We start from the raw sequence: 16,500 nt of genomic DNA on the forward strand, positions 1-16,500 counted from the left end.
GCCATAATGGCCTGTCGCCTCTGCTCCGTGTTACAAGGAAACAACTTCATATCATTCACTCATTCAACGTACCTCCGAAGGTCTCCAAGAGACTTTCGGGGGTATTTTTTTGTCCAAGGAAGGGAAGGGAAATCGGGTCTGCGCGGTATTGTCTAGAAATTGTAGAGAACCGAATTCTATAATGGGTATCATTGAGCGGCAGGCAGAGGAACATGCTTTGAAACAAAGGGCAAATATTGACATAAGATGGACGACGATTTCTAAGCTCTTATATCGCTGATTTTTGAAAAAGGTGGATTTTTATGAATTTTTTCAAAAAAGCATAGCAATTACGTCAGGTTGGTGTTAAATTCTAATGGTTTGTTCAGGAGGGGCTCCACAATAAGCCCTGTTTGAAATGTTAAAGGAGTATTCAAATGAAGAGAGTTTCTAGTAGTAACCGAGTGTTTTGCATGCTTACCCGAATGACCGCTTTGCTGGCGATCCTGGCGTTGATGGGCGGCTGCGGTTTTTTTGGCGGTAAAGCAGCCTCCAGCGATGAAGCGGGAGGTCCGATAGCGCCTGCTCAAAAGGTGGAGCGGTATACAGGGGAGAAGAGCAGGGAAATTCCGTACGTGTATACGGCCAGGAAGGAATTGGCGCTTACCTTTAACGGCATGGGGGATAAAGCCACCATGACGGCACTGATCGATGAACTCGAAACGTACGGAATCAAGGCGACCTTCTTTCTTCCGGGCATCCGAGTGGCGGAGGAGCCGGACATTGCGGGCGCGATCTTGGCCGGAGGCCATGAAATCGAGAACAATACGCTCAATCAGCTGGATATGAACAAGCTGGATTACGATCAGATCTATAAGGAGATCAAGCTGGCAAACGACGTTATTGAACGGGAGACCGGCGCCCAGCCCCGCTATGTCCGGACGCGTTCGGGCGATTACCCGGAAGATGTGCCGCTGGCGGCAGCGCATCTTGGAATGAAGGCGGTTGTCAGCTATAACATCAATCCGAAGGACCGCGATATGCAGAGTGCCGAAGCCATCGGAGAATACGTGGCGAGGTTCGTCTCCAGAGGCGGCATCATCTCCATGAACACTGACGTCAATCCGGAAGTGGTCTCTTCCATAAAATACATTGCCAAGGCCGTGGACGATATCGGATATCGGCTGGTTACGCTGGATGAGCTGGTGCAGAACGGGGGCGAGCGAAAGCCGCTTGAGCAAATTCCGGGATATGACGCTGCCCGCATCAATCCGGATTATCAACGGGCGAAGTATGAGCTGGTTTATCAAGTCGATACCGACAAAAAAGAAGTCGCCCTGACGTTTGACGATTTCGGAAGCGATAAAACGGTGACCCGCATACTCGATATTTTGGCCGAGCATGATGTCAAAGCGACCTTCTTCCTGAGGGCCAAAGGCGTGGAAAGCAATCCGAATTTGGCGCGGGCAATGGTGGAAGGCGGGCATGACGTGGCCAACCATTCCTACAGCCATCCCGTCGTTACATCGCTGACGCCCGAAGAGCTTCAGCAGGATGTCGTCAAGGCGCATCAGGTCATTACCGAAGCCATCCAGCAGCAGCCTGTCATGTTGTTTCGTCCGCCGACCGGCGTGGTCGACGATAAACGGGCCAAAGCGTTGGCGGCAGTCGGTTACCCGGTGATTGCCATGTACGACGTGACGACGCTGGATTGGGATATTTCCAATAGTGCCGACGATATTGTGAACGGGGTTATGACCAAGACGCAGCCGGGAAGCGTCATCTTGCTGCATATGCTGGATGACATTCATACCATTGAGGCGCTGCCGCGCGTGCTGGAAGGCCTCAAGGATAAAGGATACACGTTTGTAAAAATGGCGGACATGATGCAGTTGCAGGAGCAGGCCGCAATGGAGATGGAGTAAAATGGAATTATATGAAAACATGCTGGACCGCGTGAATAAATTGGCGGTCGTCGGACTGGGTTATGTCGGCCTGCCGCTGGCGGTCGCGTTCTCGAAAAGGCTGGATGTCATCGGCTTTGATCTGAGCGAGGCGAAGGTGTCTCAGTATCGCAGCGGATTCGATGCTACCGGTGAGATCGGAGATGACTTGCTTGCGGGCTGTGCGGCCGATTTCACCTCGGATCCGGACAAGCTGAAGGAGGCTCGCTGCTTTATCGTGGCCGTTCCGACACCCGTAAAAAGCGGCAATGTACCGGACCTGAAATTCGTGCGGAATGCCAGCCGTTTGGTCGGCCGCGCCTTGACGCGGGGAGCGGTGGTTGTCTATGAATCAACGGTCTATCCGGGCGTTACGGAGGAAGTCTGCATTCCGATTCTTGAAGAGGAGTCGGGCCTGCGCCTGGGCGAGGATTTCAAGGTGGGGTACTCCCCGGAACGGATTAACCCCGGAGACCAGGTCCACCGGCTGGAGACCATCGTGAAAATCGTGTCCGGCAATGATCCGGAGGCGCTGGAGACGGTTGCCAGACTGTATGAGCTGATTATCGAGGCAGGCGTTCACCGGGCGGAAACCATCCGGGTGGCGGAAGCGGCAAAGGTCATTGAGAATGCCCAGCGCGATATCAACATTGCCTTTATGAACGAGCTTTCCATGCTGTTCAACCAGATGGACATCGATACGAATGCGGTGCTGCGCGCAGCAGAAACGAAATGGAATTTCCTCCCGTTCCGCCCTGGTCTCGTCGGCGGGCATTGCATCGGAATCGACCCGTATTATCTGACGTATAAGGCCGAGGATACGGGGTATCATTCCAAGATTATTTTGGCAGGACGGCATATCAATGACGGAATGGGAAAATACGTTGCCCAGCACGTCATTAAACTTGCGATTCGCCAAGGGATAGATCTGATGAAGGCGAAGGTGGCCGTCATGGGCCTTTCGTTCAAGGAGGACTGCCGGGATATCCGCAATTCCAAGGTCATCGATATTATTCGGGAGCTGCAGGATTACGGGATCCGGCCAATGGTGGCGGACCCGCACGTAGACCCGAAGCAGGCTTACGAGGAATACGGCATCGAGCTGTCGGACATGAGCGAGCTGAACGGAATCCAGATTGCGGTTGTGGCGGTCGCTCACCGGGAGTTCAAGCAGCTCGGGATCGCGGCATTCAAGGACATGTTCAGTTCCGAACAGGCGAAGCTTCTGATCGACGTGAAGGGAGCTTACTCAAAAACCGAATGCGAAGCCCATGGCTTTCATTATTGGAGTTTGTAAGATAACGATGGGAGAAGGCAATGAGGATTATTAAAAGAAAGCAACCGAAGAGCACCAAGGAAGTTCTGACGCTTCCACGCACGGACAGGCGCACTCTTTCCTATGTGCCCGATCCGGAGCAGATCCGGATGAAAGCGGATCGAAGAGGCAACCGGGCGCAGAAGACCGGGGATGATTTGTCCAGCTCTGAATATTTAAACAAGCTGCGGATGCTCAGCTTGCGTTACGAGGCGGATTTTGAAGTTTTGCTTGTCCCGAACGGGAAAAAGAAAAAAGCCGGGATCAAGGGCGTGGCTGCCGACATTTCGGCCACGGGCCTTCTGCTCAGGCTGCCGGACGACGCTTCAAGCCTCGAAGTCGGCGACAAAGTGAAAGCGAGATTCCGCATCCCCCCGGGGGCTATGCCCGAGGGCTTCGAATCGGCCGTCAGGATCGATGCAACCGTTGTCCGCAGGGCCTTGAATTCGACGGAAGCCGGCGAAGAGCATCTGCTTGCCTTGGAGTTCGAGAAACCGCTCACGGATTATTTTCAGCGCAAACGGTGGGGTTATTCCGTATATTCCGCCAGCGCAATGCTGTTCATGGCGGTGCTCTTCATCATGCTGATGCGGGCGGAGAGCATCATTTATTTCAAATACAGCATGGTGCTGTATTTGTACAGCCTGATCGCGGCCCTGTTTCTGCTAACGCGCTACCTGTTCGGAGCGCTGTACCGCGATGTGCCGATCAATCCGGATTATACGCCGGGAGTATCGATTATCATCCCCTGCTTCAATGAAGCGGAATGGATCAAGCGCACGATACTCAGCTGCATGAATCAGGACTACCCCGTAGACAAGCTGGAGGTCATAGTGGTAGACGACCGATCGACGGACCAGTCGGTACAGCAGATCCAGGATATGATCGAGTTGATTCATTCCGAGGCGGAGCGTTACGCTACCCGGGAGCGCTTGTCCTATATGGTGCTGCCCGAGAATGCGGGCAAACGGGCCGCTCTGGTCAAAGGCGTCGAGATGGCCAAGCATGATCTGGTGGTCTTCGTGGATTCGGACAGCTTCCTGGATCCGACGGCGATTCGCCACCTCGTCCAGCCCTTTCAGGATCCCAAGATGGGCGGCGTTGCCGGACGGACGGACGTCGAGAACAAATATACCAATAACATGACGAAGCTGCAGACCGTCCGTTATTATATCGCCTTTCGGATCATGAAAGCGGCAGAGTCCTGGTTTGACAGCGTGACCTGCCTGTCGGGTCCCTTATCCTGCTATCGGAAAGAGCTGATCGTGCAGCATGCGGACGCTTGGCTGAACCAGAAGTTTCTGGGCAGGCCCGCCACCTTCGGAGACGACCGGAGCATGACGAACTTTATTTTGAAAACGCATCGTACCGCTTACCAGGATTCTGCCATTTGCTCGACGATCGTGCCTTCGCAGATGAAGGTGTTTCTGAAGCAGCAGATGCGGTGGAAGCGCTCCTGGCTGCGCGAATCGCTGCGGGCCGGAAGTTTCATATGGCGAAAAGAGCCGTTTATGGCGTTGTTTTTTTACATAGGCCTGATCGTGCCGATTGCCGCGCCTGTCGTGGTTGCCTACAACCTCATGTACGTGCCGATCGTTCACGGCATTTTCCCGGGGACCTTCCTGATGGGATTACTGCTGATGGCGCTGCTGATGAGCCTGGCCCACCTGCTGTTCCGGAAGAGCAGACTTTGGGTGTTCGGCTTCGTATTCTGCCTCTTCTATGAATTCGTCCTGTTATGGCAGATGCCGGTGGCTTGGTTTACCTTCTGGAAATCGACGTGGGGGACCCGGGAAACGCCGCAGGATATCGAAGCCAGGGAGAAGAAGGAAGCCCGCAAGCGCAAAGGCAAAAAATTCGGATTACCGTTCTGATCGTGTCAAAGCGGTTGAAGTGAGGATTGAAGTGAGGATTGAAGTGAGGATGACATATGGCTAAAAAACAAAAAACAGCCCTCAATGTTCGGCGAAAAAATCGCAGGAAAATCATCAAAGTAACGGCACAGGCCATTGTATTGGCCGTTGCAGCCGTCCTATTGGCCAATGCGATTTTCGATTTTCGAACATATAAGGAGCCGGACAGATCCGCCTGGCGTCAGGATCAGGGCTTTATTGCCCTGTCCTATTTCGGGGTCGGCCGCACCGGGACGTCCAAGCTCGTATCCAAGGCCCAGCTGGATGCGCAGCTGAAGGCCTTATACGAACAGGGCTATACGACGATTTCGCAGCAGGATATCATCGATTATTACAGCCATGGCAAGAAGCTGCCCGACAAGGCGCTGTACCTGTCCTTTGAAGACGGGCGGAATGATTCCGCGCTGTTCGCGCAGCCGCTGCTTGAAAAATATAATTATAAGGCTACCTTTCTGTCCTATGCCAATAAAATGGGCAACAGCGAACGGAAATTTCTGCAGCCGAAGGACATGCTGAAGATGACCCGCACCGGTTATTGGGAGCTTGGGACTAACGGCAACCGGCTGACCTATATCAATATTTTCGATGATGAGGGCCGTTATGTCGGCGTTAAAGACGAGAGTGAGCTGACTGTCAAATCCAACGTGGAATATTACAACCACTATTTGATGGATTTCATCCGCGACGAGAACATGATTCCGCTCGAGAACCGCGCCGAGATGGAAGAGCGGATCCGGGCCGACTATGCGGCAATGGACAAGGTTTACACGGAATCGCTCGGTTACGTTCCGCTCACGTATATGATCATGCATGCCAATGCGCTCGGCGGAGGAATGAATCAGCTTGTGGCGAATGCCAATTCGGATCAGATTCAGAAGCTGTTCGGGATGAATTTCAACCGGGAAGGCGTGACCTTCAATTCGAAGGATAGCGATCTGTATAATCTGACCCGGGTCCAGCCCGCGCCGTATTGGTCTACCAATCACCTGTTAATGAAGCTGCGTAAGGACCAAGGGCAGCCTATGCAGTTTGTACGGGGCGACACGGAGCAGGCTGACAAGTGGGAGCTGCTTGGCGGAGCGGCAGAATTTACGGATAACCGGATGGTGGTCACATCGCCCCCGTCCCAGGCAGGAAGCGTGTATTTTAAGGGCAGCGGGGAGCAAGACGTCACCGTCTCGGCCAAAGCGCTCGGCAATGTGGTAGGACGGCAGTCGGTTTATGTCCGTTACGACCGAACGAAGGGTTCGTATCTCAGGCTTCTGCTGGAGAACAACCACGTGGTGGTGGAACAGAAGATAGCGGGCCAAGCTCCCGAGGAGCTGTTCACGTACGCCTTGCCGAAGGTGGCATGGGGCGAAGAGGATCTGCAATTCGATAAGGCTTCGGTCTATACAAAGGAGCAGACGCTGTCCGGAGACCGGGATGATGAGAATGAGTACCCTGTCAACATACTCGGAAATCGGTGGCTGGAGATTTCGGTGAAAGGCGATGCCCTGTCCGTGAGCGTTGATCGGCAGGTGCTTCTGGACCGGCAGCCTGTGGATGCATCGATCGGCGCAGGAGGCGTGGCGCTTGAATCGGAGTATCATGAGCAGAACGAAAAGGATGATATTTACGACGCCGTCTTTGAAGATGTCACGATTGTGTCGGAGCCACCGGGTGCCGAACGTAAGCTGCTGTTTACGAACAAGCCGTCCGGACTTGCCGGTGTCCTGACCGGCGTACAGCGAAGCATGAATCGCGCGGTCGACTGGGCTGTCGAGACTTTCTAAAAATTGGGCGTAGGACGTGAACAACGAATGAAGAATCGCAGGAAGAAATGGGCGGCAGCTGCGGGGGTTGCGGTATTATGTGCTGCCGTCTCCTTCTGGTGGTTGGAGGATCAAAAGAAGGAGCCATCGATGCTGCCCCAGCCGCTGCAGGCACAAGTCAAGCTGTCTGCCTGGATTACGGATTGGCAGTGGGAGACGGGCATGACAGATTGGAAGCAGCTCGGTGATGGGCTTGAAGAAATCAAGCTGTTTGCAGCCTATTTCAATCATAAAGACGAGCTTTACTTGACGTCGGATTTTCGGGAGGCGCTGCCTGCGTTCCTGGAGGCGTCCAAGGAAGGGGAGCCGGCTCGCGGCGTCCTGACGATCGTCAACGATCGTTTCCATCCCGATGGAACGGCCAAACAGAAGGATCCGGAGCTGATATCCCGGCTCGTCGCTACTCCCGAAAGCCGCAGCCAACATATCAGGCGGATTCTGGACATGGCATCCCAGCACGGCTTTGACGGCGTGGAATTGGATTACGAGAAGGTCCGCAAGGAGGATGGGGCAAACCTCTCCGCGCTGTACGAGGAGCTGTATGAGCGTCTCCGGGCGGAAGGCCTCTCGCTTCGAATCGTGCTGGAGCCGGGCGTATCCTTGTCATCGCTTAAGCTGCCGGAGGGGCCTGATTATGTCCTGATGGCATACAACCTGTACGGGGGGCATAGCGGACCCGGACCGAAGGCGGATTATGCCATGATCAAGGAGCTGGGGGGCAAGCTGCGGCAGCTGCCGGGAGACCATGCCATCGCGCTGTCGGTTGGCGGGTTTGACTGGGCGGAGAATGGCAAGGCGGTCTCTTTAACGGAGAAGCGTGCGGTAGAGCTGGCGCGTGCCAGCCCGGACGAACCGAAGCGGGATCCGGACAGCGGGGCCCTATACTTCGAGTACACGGACGACCAAGGCATCGGGCATACCGTATGGTATGCGGACGGAACGACCCTTGCCGGATGGATGGATGCGGCGGGGGAGGCGGGCATTTCGAAGATTGCGATCTGGCGGCTCGGCGAAATGGATGCAAATACGCTGCAGAAGTTGAGCGAAATTCGACAGCAATCCCATCATGAATGATTTCGCATAACCCAAAAGGACACCCCGCGGCTTCAATAAGAAGCCGCTCGGGGTGTCCTTTCACGTATGGGAACATTCGGGAGGCAGAGCGCTCGTCATTCTGTCCGTCCCCGCCGGAGGGGGAATCAATGAATGAGCTTCGAAGCTTTCGCTTTGCGGATCAGCCCGCTGCTGGCCCGGTTGATCGGCTTCTTGAGCGCGATCCCGATCACAAGCGCGATCGCCGCGAAGACCAGCATGAGCAGCATATCGCGGATGACGATATCCCACAGGATGCCGCCGACGGCTTCCCGCATCATGCTGATGGCATAGGTGAACGGCAAATACGGATGCAATGCCTGGAAGAACGGCGGGGTCATCTGGATCGGAAAGGTCCCGCCAGCGCCTGCCAGCTGCAGCACGAGCAGAACGATCGCCATCGCTTTTCCGACATTGCCGAACACGGACACCAGCGTGTAGACGATCAGCATGAAAACGCAGCTGATCAGCAGCGCAAACAGAATGAACCAGCCGGGGTTCACCACATAGGCTCCCAGCAAATAAATATCGCCCAGGGTAACGAACAGCGCCTGGAACAGGGCAATGGTCAGAAAGGTGAGATAGCGTCCGAAGTAAACCTCGATGCTGCGGAAGCTTCTCTCCTCATCATGTACGTCAACGGAGAGCAGGGAAACGAGCAGCAGTGCGCCTACCCACAAGGACAAGGTCGTGAAGAAGGGCGACATCGCGGAGCCGTAGTTCGGGATGGGGTACAGGCGATTCTCTTCCAGCGTAACCGGCTCGGCAAAAAACTGGCTCTCGAGCTCGAAATTGTTTTGGAGAAGATCGATGATCTCTTGAATATCCCCTTCCGCTTCCATCTCGCGCAGCCGGTTGGCCAGCTGCGTAATCCGAAGCTCCGCTTCCGGCAGACGATTTTGGGCGAGCTGCACTTCTTGGCCTCCCACTTTGAGCCCTTTCCGGGCATCTTGAAGCAAACGCTGGATGTCGGGGACGCTGGCAAGCGCCTGGGTCAATTCCTGCTGAACGCGCTTCGCCGTACCTGCGCCCTTGGTGAAGGCCTTGCTTATCGCCGGGCCGATTTCGCTGTCGTACCGGCTTAGCAGCGCGTCGGTCAGCCCGTTAATGTCATCGGTCAGCTTCTTCAGCTTGTCGATGGAATCCGCAGGTGCTTCCTCCCCCCGTTCCACGGCTTGGGCAATGCTTTGGAGCACGGCTTGAGCCGAGGTCCATCGTGCGGCAATGTCCTCGAGCTTAGCGGCCGCGGAAGCCGCCGCCGGGGAGATCGAGCCCAGCCGCTTGAACAATTGCCCCAGCCGGGCCGCGGCTTGCGCTGCAGTCTCAGCGCGCTCCTTCGCAGCGTTCAGGCGGCTGGCCAGCTCCTTCGGGTCGATGCCTTTTTGCCCTAGTGCGTCCAGCACTTGCGAAAGCGCTCCGGTGGCTGCACCCAGCACCTCCAAGTCCTGCCGCAGCGCAGGCTCCAGCGATTTCGAGGCCCCTGCGGCCTGATTCGCGAACTCCGCCAGCGCACCGGCCATTTCCTTGCCGTCCGTGGCAATCCCTTCAAGGCGGGGCAGAGCCGCATCGGCTTGCTCAACCAACCGGTTGGCCAGCTTGATATCCTGCTGGGCCGTGCTCACCGCCTCGTTGAGCTCGGGAAAGCTTTTTTCGAGCCGGAACAGCAAGCTTCGTACTTTGTTGATCGCAGGGAGCTGGTTCTCGATCTCGATCCCGAGCGTGTTGAAAATCTCGAAGATGGTGCCATTGGCGGTTTTGATGAAATTTTTGCTGACTTCCTCCACGACGGCAGATGCCCCCTGGGCCGTCACCTTGGGCGAAATGGCGTTGATTTTCTCGTTCGTGTAATAGAGGATCTGAGCCTTGACGGGCTCATTGGTCAGTACGGTGCCGATCCTGGCGGAGAAGTTCTCCGGAATGACGATAGCGGCATAATCGGTGCCGCGCCGCACCCCCTGTATCGCATTCTCGCTGTCCTCCGTAAACCGCCACCCCAGCTTCTCATTGTGATGCAGGGACTCCACGATTTCTTTGCCCAGGTTAATGGGCTGGTCGCGAAGGGTGGTGCCTTTATCCAGGTTGGCAACGGCAATGGATACACCTGAGGTTTGGCCGTAGGGATCCCAGGAAGCTTCGATGTTAAACCAGGCATATAGAGAAGGAAGGAGGGCAAGACCCCCGATGATAACGGCTGCAGCCCAATTGCGGACGATTCTACGGATATCGGCAGAATATATATGGAAAATATTCTTCATGAGCGCTCCTGTCTTGTACATAGTTGGAGCTAGTATGCCGCCAAATCCGTGCCAAGATACGAAACGAGCCGCTCCTTTATCTCTTCCTTGAGAGAGGGCCGATCGCAGAGCAGGCTGCCTTCATACCCGCGGCACAGATAATGCACCTGCAGCCCTTCCTCGGGGGTACGGCCCTGGCTTTGAATCCGGATGCCGCGCCGCTTCATCTGCTGTTGAATGGACCAGGCGCGTGCCGAAATCCCTTTTTGGATATGCTGCAGATTTAAAATATAGATTTCGGCCATTTTGAGCTTGAGGGTCTTGAGGATTCCAATATCCCGTTCGAGAACAGACTGAAGCAGGTCATGCAGCAGATAATCTTTGATCAGGGCTTCGTCTTCGACCGAAGGCGGAGGAGGAGTGGAAGGTTTCATCATAAGAGACACATCCCCGGACATGAAAAAAATATAAGAACACACGTTCTATTATATACATGGTATGCCATCCTTATTCGGCCTGCAACCATTAATTTCTGGCATTTGTGATCACCCCGGTGGATTCATGGCGGCATATCGTTTACACTCCTGATAACTGCATTTTTTCTGGAGGAGATTAACCATGATACTGCATAAAGGCGAAATATTGTTCCGGCAAGGGGATAGCGGGGATCATTTATATCACATTCGGAGCGGATTGTTTAAGGTGACCCGTCTGCATGCCAACGGCAATATGGTGCTTTTCAATATTTTATATCCCGGCGAAACGGTACCCCATCACTCGCTGATCAGCCCGAAGGAAACGCATGGAACCGCGATCGCGCTGATTCAGAGCGAAGTGGAGGTAATATCGGCTGAAGCTTGGTATGGACAGCTGGAGGAGGATCCGCGAAAACCGCTCGAGGTTGCCAGATTGCTGCAGGAAAAGGTGAGGTTCATGCAGATGAGGCTGGATCACTTAACCGTGGGCGGGCCGGCGGAGCGGCTGGAGCTGCTGATTCAATGGCTGGATGAGTATTCCCAAGGGATACATTTGACCGAATATTTGACTCAGGAAGAGATCGGACAACTGATCGGGGTAAGGAGAGAAACGGTAAACCGGCTGCTGCGGGAGCACGGCAAGCACGTTTAGCCCATATCCCTTTGCCGACGCCTGAACTAGCTTTATACACCGGTTTATAAAACCCTGTACGAGCATGCGCCGGACAAAGCAATGAGTCGATGCACCCTTCGCGGCTGATCGATGCCGCCGGAAGGCACCAAACCCAAAAAGATGCCCCTTTTGCAGAAGAGGGGCATCTTTTTGGGTTTTGAGATACGGTTAACCTAATATTAACTTTCCAGCGTACCGGCCGGACCAAAGAATTCATAGTGGATCCGGTCAGCAGGTACCTCCATCGCTTTCAAATGGCCGTTCACGGCACGCATGAACGGAACCGGCCCGCAGAAATAGAAGTCGGCTTTCGGATCGACCGTTTTGCGAAGGAACTCCAGATCGATGTAGCCTGTTTGGTGGCAAGTGTCTTCCGTTTCCGGCTGTTCATAAATGACGTACGTGCTTAGCTGCGGATGCTTCGAGGCGAGCTCATCGATATGCAGCTTCATTGCATGCTGACTGCCGCATTTGGCCGCATGGATAAAGGTTACTTTCCGTTCAGGCTGATTCAGCAGCACGTATTCCAGCATGGCCACCATCGGAGTCAAACCGACGCCGCCGCTGATCAAGGCAAGCGGAAGATCGGAGTCCGTATCCAGCGTAAAGGTACCGGCCGGAGCCGTGACCTCGAGAACGGTCCCGACCTCTGCATGACGGTGCAGCCAGTTGGAGACGATGCCGGCAGGCTTTCCATCCAGCTCGTCTTCTCGTTTCACTGTAATTCTGTAGTAAGGATGTCCGGGTGCGGACGAGAGGCTGTAATGACGATTATGATAATAGGCTTCGCCCTCAGGTTTTACCCGAAGCGTGATGTATTGGCCGGGCAGATAATCGGAAATTCCCCCGCCATCCTGCGGTACCAAATAAAAGGAAGTAATGACGGAGCTTTCCTCCACCTTCCGGTCAATGACGAAATTACGGTATCCGCTCCAGCCGCCGGCTTTGTTTGCGGCTTCCTGGTACATATCCGCCTCGATGCCGATAAAGACATCGGCAATGACGCCATAAGCTTCGGCCCAAGCCTCGATAATTTCGGGCGTTGCGGCATCGCCAAGCACATCCTTCATGGCGCCGAGCAGCGTTTCGCCGACGATCGGATAGTGCTCCGGCAAAATGTTTAATGCCCGGTGCTTGTGTCCGATTTGTTTAACAACCGGGACGATGGCTTCAAGACGGTCGATATGGGCCGCGGCTGCGTATACGGCATTGGCCAGGGCAAAGGGCTGTTTCCCTTCTCTTTGATTCGCATGGTTGAATATGTTAAGAAGTTCCGGGTGATGATGAAACAATTTTTGGTAAAATGCGCTTGTGATTGCCGTGCCGTGGGTTTCCAGAACCGGCACGGTCGATTTAACGACCTCGATCGTACGTTGGCTTAACATGCAGACTCCCCCTTGATTCATATGATACTTAGTCGAGTTGGTGTTCCCTTTAAGTATAGACAGGCGATGGAGCGGCTCTTGTGATTTAGATCACATCGGATTCAGCGAATATGTGAACAACATTTTTACGCGAAGGAGGTTCTTAAAGCTGGATTTTTTACATATTCCATATAGAGATTCCAATTCATTCTAGCCAGCTGTTTAGCTTGTATGCCAACTGTGTTATAATAATGTTAGCACTCTAACTAAAACGAGAAAGGATCAGGATACCATGTGTCCCCGAAGGACGAATCCCCAAAGGACGATTTGGAAACGTTATGATCTCTCATACACATAGCTTCCTTTGTAGAGCGAAGTCGGACGTCTGAAGACAAGGACGGTCTCTACGAAAGGATGGGAACTATGGTTCGAAGGATGAACTCCTCCAGGTTGCCTCAAGGTAGAGATTGGCCTATGTCTGACCAATCTACTACGACAAGAGGGATCCTGTATGAGGAAAAGACAAAACACATTTATCACCATGTCGGCGATGTTGTTCGGAACGTTTTTAATGGCTTTTACGTATTATCACATTAATTTTCACAATCATTTGACCGAAGGCGGCTTTGTCGGCCTTGCGCTGCTTGGCAAATATGCGCTTGATATTCCGCCAGCATTGAGTATGGTCCTTATGGACATACCGGTACTGCTGATTGCCTTGTTCATCAAGGGCCGGAAATTCATATTCAATACCGTTGTTGCGGCGAGCATGTTTACCTTGTTCTACGCATTGATCGAGCGCTATTCCACGCTGGTTATCGATCTGAATCATAACTTGCTGGCAGCCGCGCTGCTGTCCGGATTATTGACGGGCTTTGGAGCCGGCATCGTGCTCCGCTATGGCGGTGCGACAGGCGGTGACGACGTAATCTCCGTGCTGTTCAGCGAGTGGAGCGGGCTTAAGGTAGGGACGGTGTTTTTCCTGATGGATGCCGTAGTACTGCTATTATCGCTATTCTATATGCCATTGGTTGAAACCTTATATACTATATTAGCCGTATCGATTGCCGGGCAAGTGATCACCATCACAGTGACGTACGGTACCGAGAAAGCGGAAAAGAAACCGGTTCGGAAGGCGGTCCGTGCCCCAAGCACTCCGGTTACTCCGAAAACAGCGCAGCATACCGTTAGCGGCCGTTCGTAAAGCGGTCCCAATAAGAGAAGCTCACCCGCATGTAGGGTGAGCTTCTTTCATGTGCTTTATATCGATTACTTCTCGTCCTTGGGGTGGTTCTCGTCCCACTCCTGTGCCTTGGCGGTGGCGATGGCGATGGCACGTCCCTCATCGTAGTTCTCCTCCAGCAAGGCATTGGCAATTTCCACGGCTTTATTCCTCACCCGGGGCTCCAGATTTTTCATGGATGGCGGATAATCATTTTTGCTCCAAGGCATGGTACGATCCCTCCAATTCAACTGTTCACTGCATGTACTGTATATTACCCCGTGCAACCAAATTGAATAAACGGGTTCAACCGCATAAAAAATGCATTACCCCTGAGGGGCAATGCATTTGGAAAATTGGATTTATTCGAACAGCTGCAAATACTCGCCGTAGCCTTCCCTCTGCATTTCTTCCTTCGGCACAAACCGGAGCGCAGCGGAATTGATGCAGTAACGGAGCCCATTCGGTCCAGGCCCGTCGTCGAACACATGGCCGAGGTGAGAGTCGCCTTTTTTGCTTCGTACCTCGGTGCGGACCATCATGTGGGTAAGATCCATTTTTTCCTTGATGTTGTATTCGCGAATCGGACGGGTGAAGCTCGGCCATCCGCAGCCGGCGTCGTATTTGTCCGTAGAACTGAAGAGCGGCTCGCCGGACACAATATCGACGTAAATGCCTTCCCCATGATGGTCCCAATACTCATTGTGGAACGGGGGTTCGGTAGCGTTGTTCTGCGTCACTTCATATTGGATCGGCGTCAGGCGCTGCTTAAGCTCGGCGGTATCCACAGGCTCCGACCAGTGCTGCTCAATGAAATCCTCCCGTCCGGAGCCTTTGCGATAGCGTTTGTAATGGCTCGGATTTTTCTTGTGGTAATCCTGATGGTATTCCTCGGCTTCATAGAAGGTGCTCGCCGGGATGATCGGCGTCACGATCGGTCCGTCGAAACGTCCGCTGGCTGCCACGGCCAGCTTGGATTGCTCCGCAAGCTCGCGCTGCTCCTCCGTATGGTAAAAAATAGCGGTGCGGTAGGATGTCCCGCGGTCATGGAATTGTCCGCCCTCATCCGTAGGATCGATTTGCTGCCAGAAAAGCTCGAGCAGCTTCTCATATGGGAAGATTTCCGGGTTATAGGTGATTTGAACGGCCTCATAATGGCCTGTGGTATCGGAGCATACCTCTTCATAGGTTGGATTTTCCTTGTGGCCGCCAGTATAACCGGAAACGACCTTCAGAATGCCCGGCAGCTCGTCAAAAGGAGAGACCATACACCAGAAGCAGCCTCCCGCAAAGGTAGCCAATTCACTTGGGGTTGAACGATTATTCATATATTATCCCTCCATCGTTTTATAACAATATAAAATGTAAGTCTTATTGTTATTATAATCATTTTGGTCAAGGAAACCAAAATATTGCTCCGATTATGTCGTTCTCCCCTTATACCACCGGAAAGCGGCCATGAACAAAGCGGTTAGCAGCATAAGTCCTGCCGCAACAGCCGCGAAGATGACCGGATGATCGGCCAATCCGCTGCCAAGCCAGGCGTACAGGAGGATGGCTGGAATTTTGCCGATGGCGGAGGCGGCGGTGTACGTCCAGAATGGGATGGAGGCGACGCCGGCATATAGATTGACGGCCATTTGGGGTATCACGGGCAGCAGGCGGGCGAGCAGGATCGACTGAAAGGGGCGCCGTTCGACCGCGGTCGTAAACCTATGTATAGCCGTGTATTTCCCAAGCAGCCGTCTGCCGGACTCCTGGTATAAAGACCGCACAGCCGCATACAGGATGACGGCTGCGATCGTCGTTCCGAACCACGATATGGCTGCCGCCCAGACAGTGCCGTATGCATACCCGAGAATAGCGATGACCACTTTGTAGGGGGCAACGGGAAATAAGGCAAGCAGGGCTGCCAGCAGGATCATGAGGAAGAGCGGGGGATCGCTCTCCAACCACTCCGTGATATCATGCCTGTATGAAAAAGCAAGTGCCAGTACTGCCGCATATAGGATGGGGATGATCCATCTCTTCATGTAGAATCCTCACTTTGCATCGTTGACCTGAATAGCACCATGATAGCAAAAAAACAGGCATGCTGCCCGTCTTTCGAAGACTCTCGCAATCGATACTATGGAAAAATTTGAATATACAAGCGATTTTTCGTATGTTATAATATGTCCAACCGAATAGTTCCCAAAGGGGAGTAGCTTCATAAGAAAACCTCGGTCGTGGCCTTATCAAGGATGAACAACCGCGACTTCAACGGTAGGTTTTCTTGCGGTATAGAATTTCATGGGCTCTGCCGATGACTTATAAATTCTATATCGTAAGTAAAGTCGTCATTACGGGACTAACCATCCCCGGCTTTATTGGCAACGATGAGTTGTTTAGCGAGACCTTTGCCTGATTGTTTCATGATGAGGTGGAGGTCTATTTTTGCGCCCAAAAAACGCTGTAGACCCTACCGATGAAGGG

General features: G+C 53.6%; 13 protein-coding genes. 7 read left to right on the forward strand and 6 right to left on the reverse strand.

The features are described from left to right. Positions 1-416 precede the first annotated feature (416 nt). The 5 genes from MHH82_RS10595 to MHH82_RS10615 are packed head-to-tail and all read left to right on the forward strand — an operon-like array spanning position 417 to position 8,038. Complete coding sequence (locus tag MHH82_RS10595) at positions 417-1,904, forward strand: polysaccharide deacetylase family protein (protein ID WP_340965577.1); 1,488 nt, start codon at positions 417-419, stop codon at positions 1,902-1,904. 1 nt (position 1,905) lies between these two features. Continuing rightward, the gene (locus MHH82_RS10600) at positions 1,906-3,219 is read left to right on the forward strand and encodes a nucleotide sugar dehydrogenase (RefSeq protein WP_340965579.1); all 1,314 of its coding nucleotides are present in this window, start codon (positions 1,906-1,908) and stop codon (positions 3,217-3,219) included. Between the two features lie 20 nt (positions 3,220-3,239). Next, entirely contained in the window at positions 3,240-5,111 is a 1,872-nt protein-coding gene (locus tag MHH82_RS10605; protein WP_340965581.1) for a glycosyltransferase, read from the forward strand. A 56-nt stretch (positions 5,112-5,167) separates the two neighbouring features. Then, positions 5,168-6,925, forward strand: coding sequence for a polysaccharide deacetylase (locus MHH82_RS10610; protein WP_340965583.1), 1,758 nt, complete (start codon positions 5,168-5,170; stop codon positions 6,923-6,925). Between the two features lie 27 nt (positions 6,926-6,952). Beyond that, complete coding sequence (locus MHH82_RS10615) at positions 6,953-8,038, forward strand: glycosyl hydrolase family 18 protein (protein WP_340965584.1); 1,086 nt, start codon at positions 6,953-6,955, stop codon at positions 8,036-8,038. Positions 8,039-8,163: 125 nt separating this feature from the next. Here MHH82_RS10615 and MHH82_RS10620 read toward each other — a convergent pair whose 3' ends face one another. Next, positions 8,164-10,311, reverse strand: a complete 2,148-nt coding sequence (locus MHH82_RS10620; RefSeq protein WP_340965585.1) for a YhgE/Pip domain-containing protein — start codon at positions 10,309-10,311, stop codon at positions 8,164-8,166. A gap of 29 nt (positions 10,312-10,340) precedes the next feature. Then, positions 10,341-10,727, reverse strand: coding sequence for a hypothetical protein (locus MHH82_RS10625; protein WP_015734413.1), 387 nt, complete (start codon positions 10,725-10,727; stop codon positions 10,341-10,343). A 181-nt stretch (positions 10,728-10,908) separates the two neighbouring features. On the opposite strand from MHH82_RS10625, the gene MHH82_RS10630 reads away from it, so the two are divergent. Beyond that, positions 10,909-11,418 (forward strand): Crp/Fnr family transcriptional regulator, encoded by a 510-nt coding sequence (locus tag MHH82_RS10630; protein WP_015734414.1) that lies wholly within the window; start codon positions 10,909-10,911, stop codon positions 11,416-11,418. Between the two features lie 200 nt (positions 11,419-11,618). Here the strand turns inward: MHH82_RS10630 and hmpA are convergent, their stop codons facing one another. Further along, the gene (gene hmpA / locus MHH82_RS10635) at positions 11,619-12,824 is read right to left on the reverse strand and encodes an NO-inducible flavohemoprotein (RefSeq protein ID WP_340965589.1); all 1,206 of its coding nucleotides are present in this window, start codon (positions 12,822-12,824) and stop codon (positions 11,619-11,621) included. A 490-nt stretch (positions 12,825-13,314) separates the two neighbouring features. On the opposite strand from hmpA, the gene MHH82_RS10640 reads away from it, so the two are divergent. Next, positions 13,315-14,007, forward strand: coding sequence for a YitT family protein (locus MHH82_RS10640; protein WP_009592920.1), 693 nt, complete (start codon positions 13,315-13,317; stop codon positions 14,005-14,007). Positions 14,008-14,072: 65 nt separating this feature from the next. On the opposite strand, the gene MHH82_RS10645 is transcribed toward MHH82_RS10640, so the two are convergent. From MHH82_RS10645 to MHH82_RS10655, 3 genes are all read right to left on the reverse strand, one after another. Beyond that, on the reverse strand, positions 14,073-14,255 hold the full coding sequence (locus tag MHH82_RS10645; protein WP_015734417.1) for a hypothetical protein: 183 nt from the start codon (positions 14,253-14,255) through the stop codon (positions 14,073-14,075). A 132-nt stretch (positions 14,256-14,387) separates the two neighbouring features. Beyond that, positions 14,388-15,353, reverse strand: a complete 966-nt coding sequence (msrA, locus tag MHH82_RS10650) for a peptide-methionine (S)-S-oxide reductase MsrA (RefSeq protein WP_340965590.1) — start codon at positions 15,351-15,353, stop codon at positions 14,388-14,390. A gap of 93 nt (positions 15,354-15,446) precedes the next feature. Next, positions 15,447-16,058, reverse strand: coding sequence for a TVP38/TMEM64 family protein (locus MHH82_RS10655; protein WP_340965591.1), 612 nt, complete (start codon positions 16,056-16,058; stop codon positions 15,447-15,449). Positions 16,059-16,500 lie beyond the last annotated feature (442 nt).

Source organism: Bacillus sp. FSL K6-6540, assembly GCF_038007545.1.

Excerpts from the sequence above, each read along its gene's own strand:
- MHH82_RS10595 (WP_340965577.1), top strand. The coding sequence starts at position 417 with ATGAAGAGAGTTTCTAGTAGTAACCGAGTGTTTTGCATGCTTACCCGA.
- MHH82_RS10600 (WP_340965579.1), top strand. The coding sequence starts at position 1,906 with ATGGAATTATATGAAAACATGCTGGACCGCGTGAATAAATTGGCGGTC.
- MHH82_RS10605 (WP_340965581.1), top strand. The coding sequence starts at position 3,240 with ATGAGGATTATTAAAAGAAAGCAACCGAAGAGCACCAAGGAAGTTCTG.
- MHH82_RS10610 (WP_340965583.1), top strand. The coding sequence starts at position 5,168 with ATGGCTAAAAAACAAAAAACAGCCCTCAATGTTCGGCGAAAAAATCGC.
- MHH82_RS10615 (WP_340965584.1), top strand. The coding sequence starts at position 6,953 with ATGAAGAATCGCAGGAAGAAATGGGCGGCAGCTGCGGGGGTTGCGGTA.
- MHH82_RS10620 (WP_340965585.1), bottom strand. The coding sequence starts at position 10,311 with ATGAAGAATATTTTCCATATATATTCTGCCGATATCCGTAGAATCGTC.
- MHH82_RS10625 (WP_015734413.1), bottom strand. The coding sequence starts at position 10,727 with ATGATGAAACCTTCCACTCCTCCTCCGCCTTCGGTCGAAGACGAAGCC.
- MHH82_RS10630 (WP_015734414.1), top strand. The coding sequence starts at position 10,909 with ATGATACTGCATAAAGGCGAAATATTGTTCCGGCAAGGGGATAGCGGG.
- hmpA (WP_340965589.1), bottom strand. The coding sequence starts at position 12,824 with ATGTTAAGCCAACGTACGATCGAGGTCGTTAAATCGACCGTGCCGGTT.
- MHH82_RS10640 (WP_009592920.1), top strand. The coding sequence starts at position 13,315 with ATGAGGAAAAGACAAAACACATTTATCACCATGTCGGCGATGTTGTTC.
- MHH82_RS10645 (WP_015734417.1), bottom strand. The coding sequence starts at position 14,255 with ATGCCTTGGAGCAAAAATGATTATCCGCCATCCATGAAAAATCTGGAG.
- msrA (WP_340965590.1), bottom strand. The coding sequence starts at position 15,353 with ATGAATAATCGTTCAACCCCAAGTGAATTGGCTACCTTTGCGGGAGGC.
- MHH82_RS10655 (WP_340965591.1), bottom strand. The coding sequence starts at position 16,058 with ATGAAGAGATGGATCATCCCCATCCTATATGCGGCAGTACTGGCACTT.